The sequence below is a fragment of the Agrobacterium sp. 22-226-1 genome, assembly GCF_053522345.1.
Map to the genome: position 1 here is coordinate 110,453 of NZ_JBNWCP010000013.1, position 15,713 is coordinate 126,165.

At 61.9% G+C, this 15,713-nt stretch carries 15 protein-coding genes; 6 read left to right on the top strand and 9 right to left on the bottom strand.

All coding sequences use genetic code 11. The annotated features are described in order from the left end of the window. From ACQZ5K_RS20440 to ACQZ5K_RS20450, 3 genes are all read left to right on the top strand, one after another. On the top strand, positions 1-1,899 hold the full coding sequence (locus ACQZ5K_RS20440; protein ID WP_448741239.1) for a VWA domain-containing protein: 1,899 nt from the start codon (positions 1-3) through the stop codon (positions 1,897-1,899). 145 nt (positions 1,900-2,044) lie between these two features. After that, on the top strand, positions 2,045-2,350 hold the full coding sequence (locus ACQZ5K_RS20445; RefSeq protein ID WP_448741240.1) for a DUF2249 domain-containing protein: 306 nt from the start codon (positions 2,045-2,047) through the stop codon (positions 2,348-2,350). A gap of 78 nt (positions 2,351-2,428) precedes the next feature. Next, a complete protein-coding gene (locus tag ACQZ5K_RS20450; protein WP_448741241.1) occupies positions 2,429-2,962 on the top strand; it encodes a DUF2249 domain-containing protein in 534 nt (177 codons plus the stop codon). 84 nt (positions 2,963-3,046) lie between these two features. Here ACQZ5K_RS20450 and ACQZ5K_RS20455 read toward each other — a convergent pair whose 3' ends face one another. Continuing rightward, positions 3,047-4,279, bottom strand: coding sequence for an NnrS family protein (locus tag ACQZ5K_RS20455; protein ID WP_448741242.1), 1,233 nt, complete (start codon positions 4,277-4,279; stop codon positions 3,047-3,049). A 236-nt stretch (positions 4,280-4,515) separates the two neighbouring features. Here ACQZ5K_RS20455 and nirK point away from each other — a divergent pair, with 236 nt between their 5' ends. The 3 genes from nirK to ACQZ5K_RS20470 all read left to right on the top strand — a co-directional run bounded on the left by nirK (position 4,516) and on the right by ACQZ5K_RS20470 (position 7,533). Continuing rightward, positions 4,516-5,658: a copper-containing nitrite reductase gene (nirK, locus tag ACQZ5K_RS20460; protein ID WP_448741243.1), complete on the top strand. Its 1,143-nt coding sequence runs from the start codon at positions 4,516-4,518 to the stop codon at positions 5,656-5,658. 106 nt (positions 5,659-5,764) lie between these two features. Then, positions 5,765-6,682: an SUMF1/EgtB/PvdO family nonheme iron enzyme gene (locus ACQZ5K_RS20465; protein WP_448741244.1), complete on the top strand. Its 918-nt coding sequence runs from the start codon at positions 5,765-5,767 to the stop codon at positions 6,680-6,682. 149 nt (positions 6,683-6,831) lie between these two features. After that, positions 6,832-7,533: a Crp/Fnr family transcriptional regulator gene (locus tag ACQZ5K_RS20470; RefSeq protein ID WP_003522052.1), complete on the top strand. Its 702-nt coding sequence runs from the start codon at positions 6,832-6,834 to the stop codon at positions 7,531-7,533. Positions 7,534-7,605: 72 nt separating this feature from the next. On the opposite strand, the gene ACQZ5K_RS20475 is transcribed toward ACQZ5K_RS20470, so the two are convergent. The 8 genes from ACQZ5K_RS20475 to ACQZ5K_RS20510 all read right to left on the bottom strand — a co-directional run bounded on the left by ACQZ5K_RS20475 (position 7,606) and on the right by ACQZ5K_RS20510 (position 15,713). Continuing rightward, entirely contained in the window at positions 7,606-8,001 is a 396-nt protein-coding gene (locus ACQZ5K_RS20475) for a c-type cytochrome (RefSeq protein WP_448741245.1), read from the bottom strand. Positions 8,002-8,070: 69 nt separating this feature from the next. Further along, positions 8,071-8,631, bottom strand: coding sequence for a gluconate 2-dehydrogenase subunit 3 family protein (locus ACQZ5K_RS20480; protein ID WP_448741246.1), 561 nt, complete (start codon positions 8,629-8,631; stop codon positions 8,071-8,073). Continuing rightward, positions 8,631-10,316, bottom strand: a complete 1,686-nt coding sequence (locus ACQZ5K_RS20485) for a GMC oxidoreductase (RefSeq protein ID WP_448741247.1) — start codon at positions 10,314-10,316, stop codon at positions 8,631-8,633. The genes ACQZ5K_RS20480 and ACQZ5K_RS20485 overlap by 1 nt, the downstream gene beginning before the upstream one ends. A gap of 154 nt (positions 10,317-10,470) precedes the next feature. Then, positions 10,471-11,325: a sugar phosphate isomerase/epimerase family protein gene (locus tag ACQZ5K_RS20490; RefSeq protein ID WP_448741248.1), complete on the bottom strand. Its 855-nt coding sequence runs from the start codon at positions 11,323-11,325 to the stop codon at positions 10,471-10,473. A gap of 129 nt (positions 11,326-11,454) precedes the next feature. Beyond that, positions 11,455-12,624, bottom strand: coding sequence for a Gfo/Idh/MocA family protein (locus ACQZ5K_RS20495; RefSeq protein ID WP_065655239.1), 1,170 nt, complete (start codon positions 12,622-12,624; stop codon positions 11,455-11,457). 11 nt (positions 12,625-12,635) lie between these two features. Next, on the bottom strand, positions 12,636-13,685 hold the full coding sequence (locus ACQZ5K_RS20500; RefSeq protein ID WP_448741249.1) for a sugar phosphate isomerase/epimerase family protein: 1,050 nt from the start codon (positions 13,683-13,685) through the stop codon (positions 12,636-12,638). Between the two features lie 33 nt (positions 13,686-13,718). Then, positions 13,719-14,741 carry a LacI family DNA-binding transcriptional regulator gene (locus tag ACQZ5K_RS20505; RefSeq protein WP_448741250.1) on the bottom strand — a complete coding sequence of 341 codons (1,023 nt, stop codon included), beginning with the start codon at positions 14,739-14,741 and terminating at the stop codon, positions 13,719-13,721. Positions 14,742-14,744: 3 nt separating this feature from the next. Continuing rightward, positions 14,745-15,713 carry an ABC transporter permease gene (locus tag ACQZ5K_RS20510; RefSeq protein WP_065117786.1) on the bottom strand — a complete coding sequence of 323 codons (969 nt, stop codon included), beginning with the start codon at positions 15,711-15,713 and terminating at the stop codon, positions 14,745-14,747.

Below are 15,713 nucleotides of genomic sequence, written 5' to 3' on the forward strand. Positions count from 1 at the left end.
ATGCTGGACTTTCTGGAATTGGAAGAAACCGTCGGCCGCGCCTGGCACAGGCTGATCGGCGAAACCGGCACATGGCTGCGCTTTCCCGATCACGCCGTCAGGCTGGAAGACATGCAGGCCGTGCTGGCCATATGTTTCCGCGGTTTTGGCGGTGAACATGCGGTGCAGATCGCCCCGGCGCGCGCCCGCACCTCCACACACCGGCTGAGGCTTCGCCAGCGCATGGGCCTCGGCGAAGAAAAGCTTGCTCAGCCCGGCCGCGATCATGCCACGCTGATGCTGCCGCCGGTGCTCGATCTATTTCCCGACCGCCACCTCAATCGCGATCTTTATCTCTGGCTCGCCGCCGCCATGGCGATGATGCCGCTTGAACCAGTCATGGCTGCCGATCCGCTGCGCAACGATCTTGCCCGGCTCGACCGCGCCACGGAACTGGCCGAGACCGTAACCCGTACTTTTCCCGGCATGAAGACCCGCTATCGCCGGCTTTGCGCCGCCATGCTCGCGGTGCGGCAGAAGCGGCCGCTGCCGCAGGCGGAACAGCAGGTGGAACAACGGGTGCTTTCCATGCTGGCCGATGCGGCAGGGATCGACGGTCTTGCGCCACCCGCCGGTCTTCCGGCCAAGGCGCCGCCGCGCTACCTGCCGATGCTGCCGGTGCCGCTGTGGCCGGACACGCTGCTGCGCGAAACATCCGAGGCCAGGCAGAGCGAAGACCAGCCGGCAGCGGGCGCCGCGCCGCAGGGGGCGGAGGCCGCCCGCCATATCGCCGTGCGCGAAAAGGCCGAGAACCGCCAGACCGAACGCAGCCCCTTCATCCTCAACCGTTTCGAGAAAATCCTCGCCATGGCCGAGATGGTCAATGTCGACCGGCCGGGTGACGATAGCGACGATGCCGACGGCAGTGCGGCGGACGAGCTTGACGATATGACGCTGGGTGAAAGAAAGGGGCGGCCCTCCGCCCGCTTCCGTTTCGATCTCGACCTGCCGCCCGAAGCGCTGAACCATACCCCGCTGACGGCGGAACTGACCTATCCCGAATGGGATTATCGCAGCGGTACCTATCTCGCCGACCATTGCCGGGTGATCGCCGGGCCGGCGAAAGACACTGAGACCGCGCCGGAACCCGACCCCGACACCAAAAGCCTCATCCGCAGGGTCAGGCGGCAATTCGAGGTGCTGCGGCCACGCCACGAAATGCTGCGAGCCCAGCTTGACGGCAACGATCTCGATCTTGACGCAGTGGTTCGCGCCAGAAGCGATATCGCTGCCGGTGGACAGGGCAGCGACCGCGTTCATATGGCAAGCCGCCCGCAGGCGCATGATCTTGCCGTGACGATCCTCGTCGATGTTTCCCTGTCCACAGACGCCTGGTTCGACAATCGCCGGGTGCTCGATGTGGAAAAAGAAGCCCTGCTGGTGCTTGCCCACGGGCTTTCCGCCTGTGGTGACAGTCACTCCATCCTGACCTTCACCTCCCGCCGCCGTTCCTGGGTGCGGGTGGAAACGGTGAAAGATTTCGATGAGCCGATGGGGCACGCTGTCGAGCGGCGCATTGCGGCGCTGAAGCCCGGCTTCTACACCCGCATCGGCCCCGCCATCCGCCATGCCAGCGCCAAGCTGCGTGAGAGGCCGGAGCGCCGCAAGCTGCTTCTGCTGCTGACGGATGGCAAGCCGAACGATGTCGATCATTATGAGGGTCGCTTCGCCATCGAGGACAGCCGCCGCGCGGTCTCCGAAGCGCGACGCTCTGGCGTCAGCGTCTTCGGCGTGACTGTCGACAGCAAGGCGCAGTCCTATATTCCGGCCATGTTCGGCCAGAACGGTTATGCCATCGTCAGCAGGATCGCCAAGCTGCCATCTGCGCTGCCGGCAATCTATCGCAGCCTTGCCGGCTGAAGCATGTCGCGCAACGGACCTGACGAATCTCAGGTTTGTTTGCGCGGCGACAATGTCTCCAGACCGCCCGGCGGATAGGTTTTTCCAGTCCGGCGGCCGGCCGCACCGCCGGACATCATTCCATCCGCGGCCGTGGAGCCAGCCTATGTCCGAAGCCCAAACCGCAACCAATATCGATGTGCGCATCATTCCGCATCGCGAACGCCATCCGCGCATTTTCGGTGCGCTCGGCGCGTTGACCGAGGGGCAATCGGTACAGATCACCAGCGATCACGATCCCCGTCCACTGCTCTACCAGCTGGCCACCAATTTCCCCGGCCAGTTCGGCTGGGAATATCTCGAACAGGGCCCGGAAGTCTGGCGCCTCGATATCGGCCGCCTGGAAGAACAGGCAGAAGGTTCCGAGGATGATATGTCCGGCTGCGAATGCTGCTGCGGATCCGAACATTGACCCCTGCCCCGGCCGTGTGGTGAAAAGACCTCTGGCGGACGGCTCATGCCGCCGCCAGCCGACAGATGAGGTGATGCAATGACGGAAATGATCAGGGAGCTCGATGTCCGGCCGCTTTTGCTGAGCGGCGGCGAGCCCTTTCCGGCCATCATGGAAGCCGTGGCCGGACTTGCGCCGGGTGAGGCGCTGCGATTATACGCCACCTTCCGGCCCGTCCCGCTGTTCAAGGTGATGGCGGAGCGCGGTTTCGACCATCAGGTCCGGGAAATTGGCGGCGGCGACTGGGAAGTGCTGTTCACGCCGCAATGCACTGAGACCGAACAGATTTCCGTTTCGCCGGCGCTTGCGGGCAATGCTGAGGAGCCGCAGATATGGCCCGATCCGGTCATCTATCTCGATCTCAGCGACGAAACGGCCGAAGGTCAGGCAAACCGCACGCTTGCCGCACTCGACCGTCTTCCGCCGGGCGCCGTGATCTTCGTGCTGATGCCGCAGGAGCCGACTTTCCTTTACCCGGACCTTCTGGCCCGGGGGCACCAATGGGCCGGCAATTTCGACGAGGCGCGCACGGCGTTTCGCATCTTCATCCGCGCCGGTGCCGGCGCGCATTAAGCCGGATACAAAATCCCTCGATAACGAAACGCCCCGGAAATTGCTTCCGGGGCGTTTCGTTTTGGCGGTTTAGCAACGACTCGACTACGCTTTCAGCGGTTTGCGCTCACGCGTCAGGATCGGCCCATATTCAACGCAGAAGAGACCGAAACCCACGATCCAGAAGAGCGCCGAGCAGGCGTAGAGATGCATCATCGCGCCGGGGAAGAACTCGGCTGCCGGTCTCAGCAGCGCGCAGGCGATCAGCGCGACATAAGCGGCGATGGTGACCCTGCTGGCCGCGAGCTTGCGCCCGGTATGGCCAAGGCTCGCTCTCGTCATGACAGCAAGCATCATGCAGCCGATAACGCCTACGGTGAATATGTGCAGGACCGAGCGCGTATCCATCACGTCAAGCGCCGCCAGCGCTATGGTGATGAAACCGGCGGGAATGAAGGCATAGGCCACATGCAGCACCACCAGCACCTGCTCCGGCCAGGTCGTCCAACCGCGCCAGCGGACCAGACGCACGGCGTGCATGAAGGCCGCCAGAAGCGCCGCCGGCACGGCCACGATGCTCTCGGGCTCTATTGTCCAGACGGCCAGCGCCGCGATACCGGTGAGGATGGCTGCGGTGTCGAAACCGTTATAGGGGACTGGAAAATCCGTGCGGCCGAAACGGTTCAGCCAGTTGCGGGTAAAACTCGGCACGATGCGGCCGCCGACGATGATGACAAGCACGGTATAGGCCGAGACCGCAAGGCGGGTCGCCATCTGGCTCAGGTCGCCTTCGATCGCCGCCACATGGAATACGATGTTAGCGACCGAAAGCGCCAGCAGCCCGCCCAGCACCTTCAGGTCCTTCCATTTGCGCCCGGCAATGACCTCACGCGCGCAGATCGCCAGAAGCGCCGGCAGGAAAAGCCCGTCCACGGCTGCGGCGGTGACCACGCCCACCGTCTCCGAAACAAGCAGGAAAAGCCGGCCGGCACACCAGAGCGCAAACAGCCATACCAAGGGTTTGCCCGACGCTGGCAGCCGACCCGTCCAGTTCGGCACGGCCGTTAGAAGAAAACCGGCCAGCACCGCCGAAGCGAAACCGAACAGCATCTCATGGGCATGCCAGTTTGGCGCGCCATAATCCCCGCCGAGGTCGATGAAGCCGGAAAGGGCTGCGATCCACAACACCATCGCCAAGATGGCCCAGAGGGCGCCGCCGAGGAAAAACGGCCGGAAGCCGTAAGAAAAGATAACCGGGCCGGTGCGCGCCAGCCCTCTTGGAATGCCGCCCTTTGGCCGGCTGCGCCCTTGGGTGAGAACGGTTTCGCTGCCACTCATTATAATGCTCCTTGCTTGGTCTTGACATATGTCTAGACCCAAGCCCGTCCGGCTTCTTTGCGAACAGGCAAAGAGGCGGTGCGACGCTTCCACACCGGCCTTCAGCCGCCTGCCAAAATGTCGCAGGGTGCCGAAAGCGAAGTTTGCTCCATCTCAAATTGTATTTCCGCCCCTCCGCTACAAATGCTGTGACAGAGCGAAACATGCTCTGCCCCAAGAGGGATAGGAGAAGAATGATGACGGAAACCTTCCACATCACACGGCGTAATATTCTCGCAGGCGCAGCATTTGCAGGGGCTATAGCTCCCGTCATCATGCCATCGGCAGCGAGCGCGGCAGAGGAAAAGAAGGCCGCAGCCAAGCCATTGACGAGCGCGGAGATTGCAGCGCTACCTCGCGTAAGGGTTGATCTCGTCAAACCGCCCTTCGTGCACGCCCACACGCAGAAAGCCGAAGGTGGACCGAAGATCGTCGAGTTCACGCTCACGATCAAAGAGCAGAAGATGATCCTCGACGACAAGGGCACCGAGGTCCACGCCATGACCTTCAACGGTTCGGTTCCCGGGCCTCTGATGGTGGTGCATCAGGACGACTATGTCGAACTGACCCTCATCAATCCCGATAGCAACGAGCTGCAGCACAATATCGACTTCCACTCGGCCACCGGCGCGCTCGGCGGCGGCGGGCTCACCATCGTCAACCCCGGTGAAAAGGCGATCCTGCGCTTCAAGGCCACCAAGGCCGGCGTCTTTGTCTATCACTGCGCACCTCCCGGCATGGTGCCTTGGCACGTCACCTCGGGCATGAATGGCGCGATCATGGTGTTGCCGCGAGAGGGCCTGACGGACGGCCACGGCAAGGAGCTTGTTTATGACAAGGTCTATTATGTCGGCGAGCAGGACTTCTATGTGCCGCGGGATGAGAACGGCAATTTCAAGAAATATGAAAGCGCCGGCGACGCCATGGCCGACACGCTGGAGGTGATGCGCAAGCTGACGCCGAGCCACATCGTATTCAACGGCGCAGTCGGCGCCCTGACCGGGGAACACGCCCTTCAGGCCGCCGTTGGCGAGAAGGTGCTGATCGTCCATTCGCAGGCGAACCGCGATACCCGCCCGCACCTCATCGGCGGCCACGGCGATTATGTCTGGGCGACGGGCAAGTTCCGCAACCCACCGGATCTTGACCAGGAAACCTGGTTCATCCCCGGCGGCACAGCGGGCGCGGCCTTCTATACCTTTGAGCAGCCCGGCATCTACGCCTATGTCAACCACAACCTCATCGAAGCCTTCGAACTGGGCGCGGCCGCCCACTTCAAGGTGACGGGTGAGTGGAACAACAACTTGATGCAGGCGGTGCTCGCCCCGTCGAGCATCTGACGCAAACCAGAGCGCGCCGCCAGCAGGTGCGGCGCGCTCCCCCTTCTGCTATGCGGCCTGAAAGCAGGCCCGAACTCTGGCGTCTTCTCGACGCAGGCAGGTTCCCATGGGCATTCCCGGCAACAGCCATTTCCCAAATGCCGTCTCGCTTCTTCTCCCGCTCTCGCTTGCCACGCTTCTGGCAACGGCCATCGGTTTCCAGTCCGGGATCATCCGCAGCGGCGCTGATGACCGCGTTGCCATGATGGCTCCACAGGTCGTTACGGTGCCCGCCGGACATTTCACCTACCGGGCGGAGGGCGAATATTTCCGCAACGGTTATGCCGTCGATGGCCCGATGGTCGACGTAACGATGCGGCAAAATCTGACGATCATGAAATATCAGGTGTCGAGCGCGGATTATGCGCGCTGCGTGGCGGAAGGCGGCTGTCAGCAGCCGGAGCCCGGCTTTGCCACTCCGGTCGGTGGCGCGATACCGGCAACCGGCATCAGCCAGGATGACGCCCGCGCCTATGCAAAGTGGCTGAGCGAGCGGACAGGCGAGGTCTGGCGCCTGCCGAGCGACGCTGAACTGGCCTTCGCCGCCGGGTCGCTTTTCCCGGATGAGACGCTCGGTGTGGCTGCGGACACTGAAAACCCCGCTTTGCGCTGGCTGGCGGATTACGAGCGACAGACCAGCCGAAAGGCCTCGGGCAACCCCGTTCCGCAATCCTATGGCAGCTTCGGCGAAAACGAATATGGCCTTGCCGATTTCGGCGGCAATGTCTGGGAATGGACCTCGAGTTGCAGCCGCCGCGTGACACTCGGCAAGGATGGCGAGGTAGTCGACACCGTCGCCTCCTGCGGCATTCCCGTCGCCTCGGGAAAACACCGGGCGGCGATGAGCGCCTTCGTCAAAAACCCGAAGAGCGGCGGCTGCGCCGTCGGCGTGCCGCCGGATAATCTGGGTTTCCGGCTGGTGAGGGATACGCGCTGGTATGCGCCGCTTCTTGAAAAGCTTGGCGCAGTCGCTCTGTTTTCTTGATAATCGTCAATAAAAACAATCGGTTGATTCATATCATTTGATCTTCTTCAGCACGTGATAGTGCTGTATTGTGAGGATACAGAAGAGGCCGACACCCCGGTGCCCATTGCGGGAACCAGGGCGGCGGCCAATCACCGGAAAGGGTGCAAGTGAAGATTGACCGAAGCGTCATCCGGTCGCTGGCCTTGTTTGCCAAGATGGCCGACGATGAGCTGGACGGACTGCTGACCCACGCCACATCCCGGCTGGTGCCGCCGGGCGAAGCCATTTTCGAGCAGGGCCAGCCAGCCACGCATTTCTTCCTGCTCATTCACGGCCGCCTGAAGGTGACGCAGGTGACCCATGACGGCCAGCAGATCATCGTACGCGTTGTGCATCCCGGCGATCTCTTCGGTTTTGCCCGGGCACTGCAACGGTCCGATTATCCCGGCACCGCCACGACGGCTGCCGAAAGCGTCATACTGTCCTGGCAAACCGATCTATGGCCGCAATTCGTCGAACAGAACCCGCACCTCGCCGTCTCCGCCATGCAGACCATCGGCCAGCGTCTCGAGGAAGCCCATACACGTATCCGCGAAATGTCGACGCAGGAAGTGGAGCGCCGGGTGGCCCACGCCGTGCTGCGCCTCTCCCAACAGGCGGGCCGCAAGGAGCTGGACGGTATCCGCATCGACTTTCCGATCTCGCGACAGGATATAGCCGAAATGACCGGCACGACACTGCACACCGTTTCCCGCATCCTCAGCAGTTGGGAGAGTAAGGGGCTGGTGCAGGGCGGGCGGCAGAAGCTTCTGGTCTGCAATCTGCCGGGCCTCGCCCAGCTGGCGGAGGGCGAAGCGAGCCAGGTCTAGCGCGCAGGCGCCTGCCGCCATGCGGCTAGTATTCACCCAGAGCAACGCCTCGACCGGACGGCCCCGCCGTTCTCACTCAGCCGGCTTCGAAGCGGCGCTTTGGATATAGCCGATGAGATTGTCCAGATCTTCCGGCTTGCTGATGCCGGCCAGCGCCATCTTGTTGCCGGGTATTTTCTTTTTGGGCGCGCTCAGGAAATCCCGCAATTCTTCCGGTGTCCAGACAAGGCCGTCCTCGCCCGCTTTTTTCATCGCTGCCGAATAGGTATAGTCAGGCACGCCGCCTGCCGCACGGCCAATGATGCCGTTAAGCTGCGGGCCGACCCTGTTTTTCGCGCCCTCGCCGATGGCGTGGCAGGCGGAACAGCGCTTGAACACCGCCTCCCCCTTGGCAACATCGCCCTCCGAAAGAGCGGGAACGGTGCTTGCGGTCAGCATAGCCGCCGCGATGATTACTGTCTTGCGCATCGTGTCATCCTTGTCTTGCCGCTTGAGTGTGGCCCGTCTGCAAATGCGGACGGGCCAACAGTTCTCTCTTCAGGTCGTGCCCCAGGCGGGCGTGCCCTTCTTGTAGGGAACGCGATCTTCGAAACCGCCGGGAATCTCGTCGTAGACGAGAACTTCCGTGGCCCCGATCTTCGAGGTGAAGAAGCCGAGCAGCGTCAGTTGCTTGACCAGCGTGAAGGCGTGCGGCTTTGCAGGCGTCTGTTCCGCCTTGGCCTGCTTGTCCAGCGCGGCAAGCAGCGCCTGCCGCTGTTCCGGCGTCAGCTCCAGAAAGCCCTTCTTGTGTTCGGCCTGACTACGCTTTTCGATGTCGGAAATCGCCGAAAGGAAAAGTGTCCGCTGTTCGTCGGTATAACAATCGGCCGCATAGACGGCCATGAATGCACCCACTTCAGCCTCCTTCGCCCCCGGCGTGGAGGTGCGGGGAATGATGGTTTCCGCCACCTCGTCCAGAAAGCGGATTTCTTCGGCGGTGAAGACGTGGGCAGCGCCGGCGGGCTTGGCGGCGTTTTCGGCAGCCGTGAGGACATCCGCGCCGATCAGCGGAAGGCCGGTGGCAATGGCTATCAGTTTCAGCAGTTCGCGTCTGTTCATCACAGGTTCCCCTTCTTGCGTTCGGAAACGGCAAAATCGGCGGCACGCGCCGTCAGCGCCATATAGGTCAAGGACGGGTTAACGCAGGAGGCCGAGGTCATGCAGGCGCCGTCGGTGACAAAGACGTTCTGTGCATCCCAGACCTGGTTGTTGCCGTTGAGGACGGAGGTTTTCGGGTCGCGGCCCATGCGGGCCGTTCCCATTTCGTGAATGCCCATGCCCGGCGCATAGCTGCCCCGCGAGGGCTTGACGTTCTTGATGCCGACCGCCTCGAACATTTCGACGGCGTCATTGACCATGTCTTCGCGCATGTCGAGTTCGTTCTGCTTCATCTCGACATTCATGGAAAGGACCGGAAGGCCCCACTTGTCCTTCTTGTCATGATCGAGCTTCACGCGGTTGTCGTGATAGGGAAGCATTTCACCGAAGGCGGTCATGCCGATGGTCCAGCCACCCGGATCGGTCAGGGCCTCCTTGTAGTCGGCGCCGATATTGAGTTCAGCGATCTCCCGCTCCCAGCGCGAACGGCTGGCCGAGCCCTGATAACCGAAACCGCGCAGATATTTGCGCTTGTCGTCGCCGGTATTGCGGAAACGCGGAATGTAGAAGCCCGCGGGGCGGCGGCCCTTGAAATAGAAGTCTTCGAAACCTTCCACCTGGCCTGTCGCGCCCATGCGGAAATGGTGATCCATCACGTTGTGGCCGAGTTCGCCGGAGCTGCTGCCGAGACCGCCTTCCCAGACATCGGTGGCGGAGTTCATCAGCACCCATGTCGAGTTCAGCGTCGAGGCGTTCAGGAAGATGATGTCGGCGGTGTATTCGTAGGTCAGGTTGGTTTCGGCATCGATGATCTCGACGCCACGCGCCTTCTTCTTGTCCTTGTCGTAAAGGATTTCCTTGACGATGGAGAAGGGCCGCAAAGTGAGATTGCCGGTGGCGACCGCCGCAGGCAGGGTCGAGGCCTGCGTGCTGAAATAGCCGCCGAAGGGACAGCCCAACCGACACTTGTTGCGGAATTGACAGCGCGTGCGCTCCTGATCGGGAAGTTCCTGGGTAATGTTGGCGCAGCGCGAATTGATGAGGTGGCGCGTGCCCTTGAACGCCTTCTTCAGCCGGCTGGCCACATCCTGCTCGACGAAATTGAGCGGAATGGGCGGCAGGAATTCGCCATCGGGGAGAATATCCAGCCCCTCGCGGCTGCCGGAAATGCCTGCGAAGCGCTCGACATAGTCATACCAGGGGGAGACGTCTTCATAGCGGATTGGCCAATCAACGGCGATGCCTTCTTTCGCATTGGCCTCGAAATCGGTCTGCGACCAGCGATAGGTCTGGCGGCCCCAGAGCAACGAGCGGCCGCCGACGTGATAACCACGGAACCAGTCGAAGCGCTTTTCCTCGACATAGGGCGTTTCCTGCTCATCGGCCCACATGCCGAGCGTCGCCTCTTCCAGCAGGTAGTCGCGGCTGAGAACGGGGTATTTCGCCTTCATCTCCTGCGTGGCGCGGTTGCGATGGGGGTAATCCCAGGCTTCCTTGTCGGCATTCTGATAGTCGGTGATGTGCTCGATATTGCGGCCGCGCTCCAGCATCAGAACCTTCAGGCCCTTTTGCGTGAGTTCCTTTGCGGCCCAGCCTCCACTGATGCCCGAGCCGACAACAATCGCATCATAATGATTGTTTGCCATGATAACTCCTCCGATGTGAGCTTGGAAAAAACGACAAGACAAAGCGCTTCCCGTCGCGGCGCGGCGCGGCGGAAAATGGTCATCCGTCTGTCGAACCTCATGCTCCCCGCCGAAACCGGCCGCCGGGGAGCGGTTCTGGTTTTACTGGCAGTGTTTACTGAATGGTCGGAAGGCGTTCATTGAGGAACGCGTTGCCCTTGGTCACCACCGCTTCGGCATCGAGCGGAAGATCGTGTTCAAGGATGAACCATTTTGCGCCGGCATGTTTGGCCGCCGGCAGGATCGTTTTCCAGTCGAGAACGCCGGTGCCGAGTGTGGCGAAGCCGCGCTCGTTTTCCGCCGTGCCGGCCGGTGCATTGTCCTTGGCGTGGATGGCGAAAACCTTGCCCTTCAACGTGCCGAGGAATTCGGCCGGATCATTGCCGCTGCGCGCCACCCAGGCGACATCGACTTCGGCCTGCAGCTTCGGGCCTGCCGCGTCGAGCAGCAGTTCCAGCGCTGTCTTGCCGTCGAATTTGACCATCTCGAAGTCGTGGTTGTGATAGGCCATGGAGAGGCCTGCTGCGGAAAGCTTGTCCGCGTAACCACCAAGCTCCTTGCCGAAGGCGGTCCAGCCGGCGGCGTCCTTCGGGCGGTCTTCCGCCTTCAGGAAAGGCACGGTAATGACCGGGTTGCCGACGGCCTTCTGCTCGGTGATGACCGCATCGAGATTGCCGCGCAGCTTGTCGATCGGCACATGCGAGGAAATGACCTTGATCTTGTGCTTTTCCAGCAATGCGTTCAGTTCGCCGGCGCTGACCTTCTGCATGTCCACGGTTTCCACGGCGGAGACGCCAGCGCGGTTGAGAATGGCAAGCTGTTCTTCCAGCGTTCCGGAATTGCGCAGCGTGTACATCTGCGCGGCAATCGGCAGCACCTTGCTGTCATCGGCAAAAACCGGATTTGCGAAACCGGCCGCCAGTCCAACCACGAATGCCATGCCAGCGAATTTTGACTTGAACGTTTTCAAACGCGTAACTCCCTTTCCGTTTGATCAATATGACGACACGCGTGCCCTCGCCTTTCCCGGCCGTCTGGCCGGGTCATGCCGGGCACCGCCTCCTGTGCCCTGCGTCGTCCGTGCCCGATATTGGGCGAGCTAGATGTCGATCCCGACCCAGGACGAGGTCCGACTGGACCGGACGGCCGCATCGATGAATGCGAGACCCGCAAGGCCGTCCTCTATGCCGGGATAAATCACATCCCCGGCGGCCGTTTTTCCCTCCCTCTTTGCGATGATTGCATCTGCGGCTTCGCGGTAGATCGTCGCAAAACCCTCGAGATATCCTTCCGGGTGCCCCGATGGCACACGGCTGACACGGTTGGCGGCATCGCCTGCACCCGCGCCATTGCGGGTGATCAGCCGCTTCGGCTCGCCATAAGGCGTGAACCACAGCTCATCCGGCACCCGGTGGTGCCATTCCAGCCCGCCCTTGTCGCCATAGACCCGGAGCGACAGGGCGTTTTCGTTGCCGACCGCGATCTGGCTCGCCCAGAGCATGCCTTTTGCGCCGCTTGCATAACGAAGCAGAATATTGGCGCTGTCATCCAGCTGTCGGCCCGGAACGAACGACGTCAGATCGGCATAAAGGCTTGTCGGGATTTCACCCGTCACAAAGGCGGCGGCGTTGAAAGCGTGCGTGCCGATGTCACCGATTGCCCCGCCTGCGCCGGACCGGCTGGGGTCGGTGCGCCATTCCGCACCTTTTGCGCCGGTCTTTTCAACGGCTTCAGTCAGCCAGTCCTGCGCATATTCGGCCTGAACGTGGCGTAGCTTGCCGATGTCGCCACGCGCCACCATTTCCCGCATCTGCCGCAGCATCGCGTAGCCGGTGTAATTATGCGTCAGGATGAACAGGCTATCGGATGCCCTGACGATCTCGGCCAGTGCCTTCGCTTCCTCCAGTGTCGCGGTGACCGGCTTATCGCAGATGACGTGGATACCGGCGTCGAGAAAGGCCTTGGAGGGGGCGAAATGCAGATGGTTCGGCGTGACGATGGCGACCGCCTCGATACCGTCCTCGCGTCCAGCCTCGGCCGCCGCCATGTCCTCAAACGAAGCATAGGACCGCTCCGGCGCAATGCCGAGCAGGGTCGCCGAAGCGGCAGCACGTGCCGGGTCGGAGGAAAGCGCGCCGGCCACCAGTTCGTAACGGTCATCCAGCCGGGCCGCGATGCGGTGCACCGCCCCGATGAAAGCGCCCTGACCACCACCGACCATTCCGAGACGGATACGGCGGCTATCGAATTTCTTTGTAGCGGAGGACATGGCTATCCCTTTCAAAGTCCAAGAAGGCGGCGATTGGCGGCATCATCGATGCCACTCTTGGCGAAATCGTCGAAGGCCCGCTCGGTCACGCGGATGATATGGTTTTCAATGAAGCCGGCACCTTCGCGCGCGCCGTCTTCCGGATGCTTCAGCGCACATTCCCACTCCAGCACCGCCCAGCCGTCGAAGTCATATTGGGTGAGCTTGGAAAACACCGCGCCGAAATCGACATGCCCGTCGCCAAGCGAGCGGAACCGCCCCGGCCGGTCGACCCAGCCTTGATAACCGCCATAAACACCGGAACGGCCGGTCGGATTGAACTCGGCATCCTTGACGTGAAAGGCGCGGATACGCTCGTGGTAGATGTCGATGAAATCGAGATAATCCATCGCCTGAAGGACGAAGTGCGAGGGATCGTAGAGGATGTTGGCGCGCGGGTGATTGCCGGTGGCCTCGAGGAAGCGCTCGAAAGTGATGCCGTCATGCAGATCCTCACCGGGATGCAGTTCGTAGCAGAGATCGATGCCATTCTCCTCGAAGGCATCGAGAATAGGGGTCCAGCGTTTGCCCAGCTCCGCAAAGGCCAGTTCAACGAGGCCCGCCGGGCGCTGCGGCCAGGGGTAAACGAAGGGCCAGGCGAGCGCGCCGGAGAAGGTGGCGTGGCTTTTGAGGCCGAGATGCTGCGAGGCTTTCGCCGCATATTTCAGCTGGTTGACCGCCCATTCCAGCCGCGCGTGAGGTTTGCCGCGCAGTTCAGCGGGTGCAAAACCGTCGAACATTTCGTCATAGGCCGGGTGAACGGCGACAAGCTGGCCCTGAATATGGGTCGAAAGCTCGGTGATCTCGATACCCATCTCGGCAAGCCGGCCCTTGATATCGTCGCAATAGGTCTTGGATGCAGCGGCCTTTTCCAGATCGAAGAGTTTGGGATCGGTCGGCACCTGAATGCCCTTGTAACCGAGCGAAGCCGCCCATTGGCCGAGATTGTCGAGCGTGTCGAAAGGGGCCTCGTCTCCGGCAAATTGCGCGAGGAAAATCGCCGGGCCTTTGATCGTCTTCATGTCCTTACACTCCTTGCATTCACAGTCTGGCCGCTATCGATGCGGCGGGCGGCAGGGCGCGACCGAGCCGCGCACCACCAGTTCCGTATCCAGCACGATGGTTTCAGCCGTGCGTTTGCCGTTTAGCCGGTCCACCATCAGCGCCATGGCCTTGCGGCCCATTTCCTGCCGGGGCTGGCGCACCGTCGTCAGCGGCGGCTCGAAAGCATTGGCGAAAATGATATCGTCGAAGCCGATGACGGAGACATCGGCCGGAACCGAAACGCCGCGCGCACGCAACTCGCTGATCGCGCCAATCGCCATCTGGTCGCTCGAGGCGAAGATCGCGGTGAAGGCAATGCCGCCTTCAAGAAGGCTGCCAATTGCCTGACGTCCGGCCTCGATGCTGTAATCGCCCGTCACGACAAGTTCGTCGGCATAAGCGATGCCGGCTTCGGCAAGTGCCGCGCGATAACCATCAAAGCGCTCCTGCGCCAGACTTTCCGGGACCGGACCGGCCAGATGCACGATCCTTTGATGTCCCGCCTCGATGAGGTGGCGCATGGCGTTTTTGGAGGCGGCGCCGTTGTCCACCTTGACGGTCGGCAGCGCGAGGCCGGGCACGGTTTCCGACGCGATGACAATCGGCGGCAGCGCATCGCCCTGTTCGAGAAGCTCGGCGGGAAACTGGCCGGTCATCAGGATCAGGCCGTCGGCATGTTTCTGGCGCACCATGTCGATATGGGTCGCCACGCGGTTCTCGTCGTTGCGGGCATCGCCCATCAGCACCTTGAAGCCCGCTTCGCCCGCCGCTTCCTCAACGCCCTTGTAGATTTCGAGATAAAACGGGTTGCCGATATCGCGAACGAGAAGGATGACAGTGTTGTTGGACTGACGCCGGAAGCTTGCCGCCTGCGCATTGGGAACGAAGTTGGCCTGCCGGACGGCGTCGAAAACCTTCTTTCTGGTTTCCGGGCGAACCTTGTCGGGTTGCTGCAGCGCCCGCGATACGGTCGCAATCGAAACGCCCGCAAGAGCTGCCACTTCCCTGATATTCGAACCTTGGTCTTTGCTCATCTGTCACACACGCAACTGCTTTTGGCGGCCATAAAGCAGCATCAGCGCTAGCAACGTGACACCGAATATGATCTGCCGTGCCCATACATCGAGGTTGAGCGTTATCAGTACGCTTTGCAGAATGGTGAGCGCAACTGCCCCGGCCATGGTTCCGACATATCCGCCCGCACCGCCAGCAAGCGAGGTGCCGCCGATGACGACCGCGATGATCGACGGGAGCACATATTGGTCGCCGACGGAGATGAAGGAGGTGCCGGTGTAACCGATCACGCACACCCCGGTCAGCCCGGCGAACAGGCCGGAAAGGCCGTAAAGCAGCGTGCGGATCAAAGAGACGGGCAGTCCGGTGAGAGTCGCCGCCCGCTCATTCGAGCCGATGGCGTAGATGGCGAAACCGAAGGCGGTGCGGCGCAGCACGAACAGCATGATCGCGGCAATGCCGAGCCAGACGAAAAGCACGCCGGGAATGCCGAAGATGAGCGGCCGGTTGATGAAGCCCGCCAGCAGGGGTGCCGCCGCGCCCGACGGAACACCCTGCGAATAAACGACCAGCCCACCCTGAATAACCGCCGTCATGCCGAGCGTCATGACCAGCGGCGGAATGCGCACGAAGGTAATGCCGAGGCCGTTGATGAGGCCGATCAGGAAGGGGATGCCGCCGGCAACGAGAATGGCAAGCGGAATGCCCGCATTCTGGCCGTTCATCATATTGCCGGCAAGAACGGCACCAAGCGAAATCATCGCGCCGACGGAAAGGTCGATGCCTTCGCGACCGCCGAGGATGACGAGGTTCTGACCCGCCGCGACGATGCCGAGAATGGCGGCAATCGTCAGCAGCCGCACAATCTGCGAGCCCTGTGCGAAGCCGGGCGACAACAATTCGCCGACCAGCAGCAGGAAGACCGATGCGCCAATGGCGATGGTCAGGGGATCAGTAAGGAGGGTTTTGATTTGCAAGCCGGGATTCGTCAT

Excerpts from the sequence above, each read along its gene's own strand:
- ACQZ5K_RS20440 (WP_448741239.1), top strand. The coding sequence starts at position 1 with ATGCTGGACTTTCTGGAATTGGAAGAAACCGTCGGCCGCGCCTGGCAC.
- ACQZ5K_RS20445 (WP_448741240.1), top strand. The coding sequence starts at position 2,045 with ATGTCCGAAGCCCAAACCGCAACCAATATCGATGTGCGCATCATTCCG.
- ACQZ5K_RS20450 (WP_448741241.1), top strand. The coding sequence starts at position 2,429 with ATGACGGAAATGATCAGGGAGCTCGATGTCCGGCCGCTTTTGCTGAGC.
- ACQZ5K_RS20455 (WP_448741242.1), bottom strand. The coding sequence starts at position 4,279 with ATGAGTGGCAGCGAAACCGTTCTCACCCAAGGGCGCAGCCGGCCAAAG.
- nirK (WP_448741243.1), top strand. The coding sequence starts at position 4,516 with ATGACGGAAACCTTCCACATCACACGGCGTAATATTCTCGCAGGCGCA.
- ACQZ5K_RS20465 (WP_448741244.1), top strand. The coding sequence starts at position 5,765 with ATGGGCATTCCCGGCAACAGCCATTTCCCAAATGCCGTCTCGCTTCTT.
- ACQZ5K_RS20475 (WP_448741245.1), bottom strand. The coding sequence starts at position 8,001 with ATGCGCAAGACAGTAATCATCGCGGCGGCTATGCTGACCGCAAGCACC.
- ACQZ5K_RS20480 (WP_448741246.1), bottom strand. The coding sequence starts at position 8,631 with ATGAACAGACGCGAACTGCTGAAACTGATAGCCATTGCCACCGGCCTT.
- ACQZ5K_RS20485 (WP_448741247.1), bottom strand. The coding sequence starts at position 10,316 with ATGGCAAACAATCATTATGATGCGATTGTTGTCGGCTCGGGCATCAGT.
- ACQZ5K_RS20495 (WP_065655239.1), bottom strand. The coding sequence starts at position 12,624 with ATGTCCTCCGCTACAAAGAAATTCGATAGCCGCCGTATCCGTCTCGGA.
- ACQZ5K_RS20500 (WP_448741249.1), bottom strand. The coding sequence starts at position 13,685 with ATGAAGACGATCAAAGGCCCGGCGATTTTCCTCGCGCAATTTGCCGGA.
- ACQZ5K_RS20505 (WP_448741250.1), bottom strand. The coding sequence starts at position 14,741 with ATGAGCAAAGACCAAGGTTCGAATATCAGGGAAGTGGCAGCTCTTGCG.
- ACQZ5K_RS20510 (WP_065117786.1), bottom strand. The coding sequence starts at position 15,713 with ATGACGAATCCCGGCTTGCAAATCAAAACCCTCCTTACTGATCCCCTG.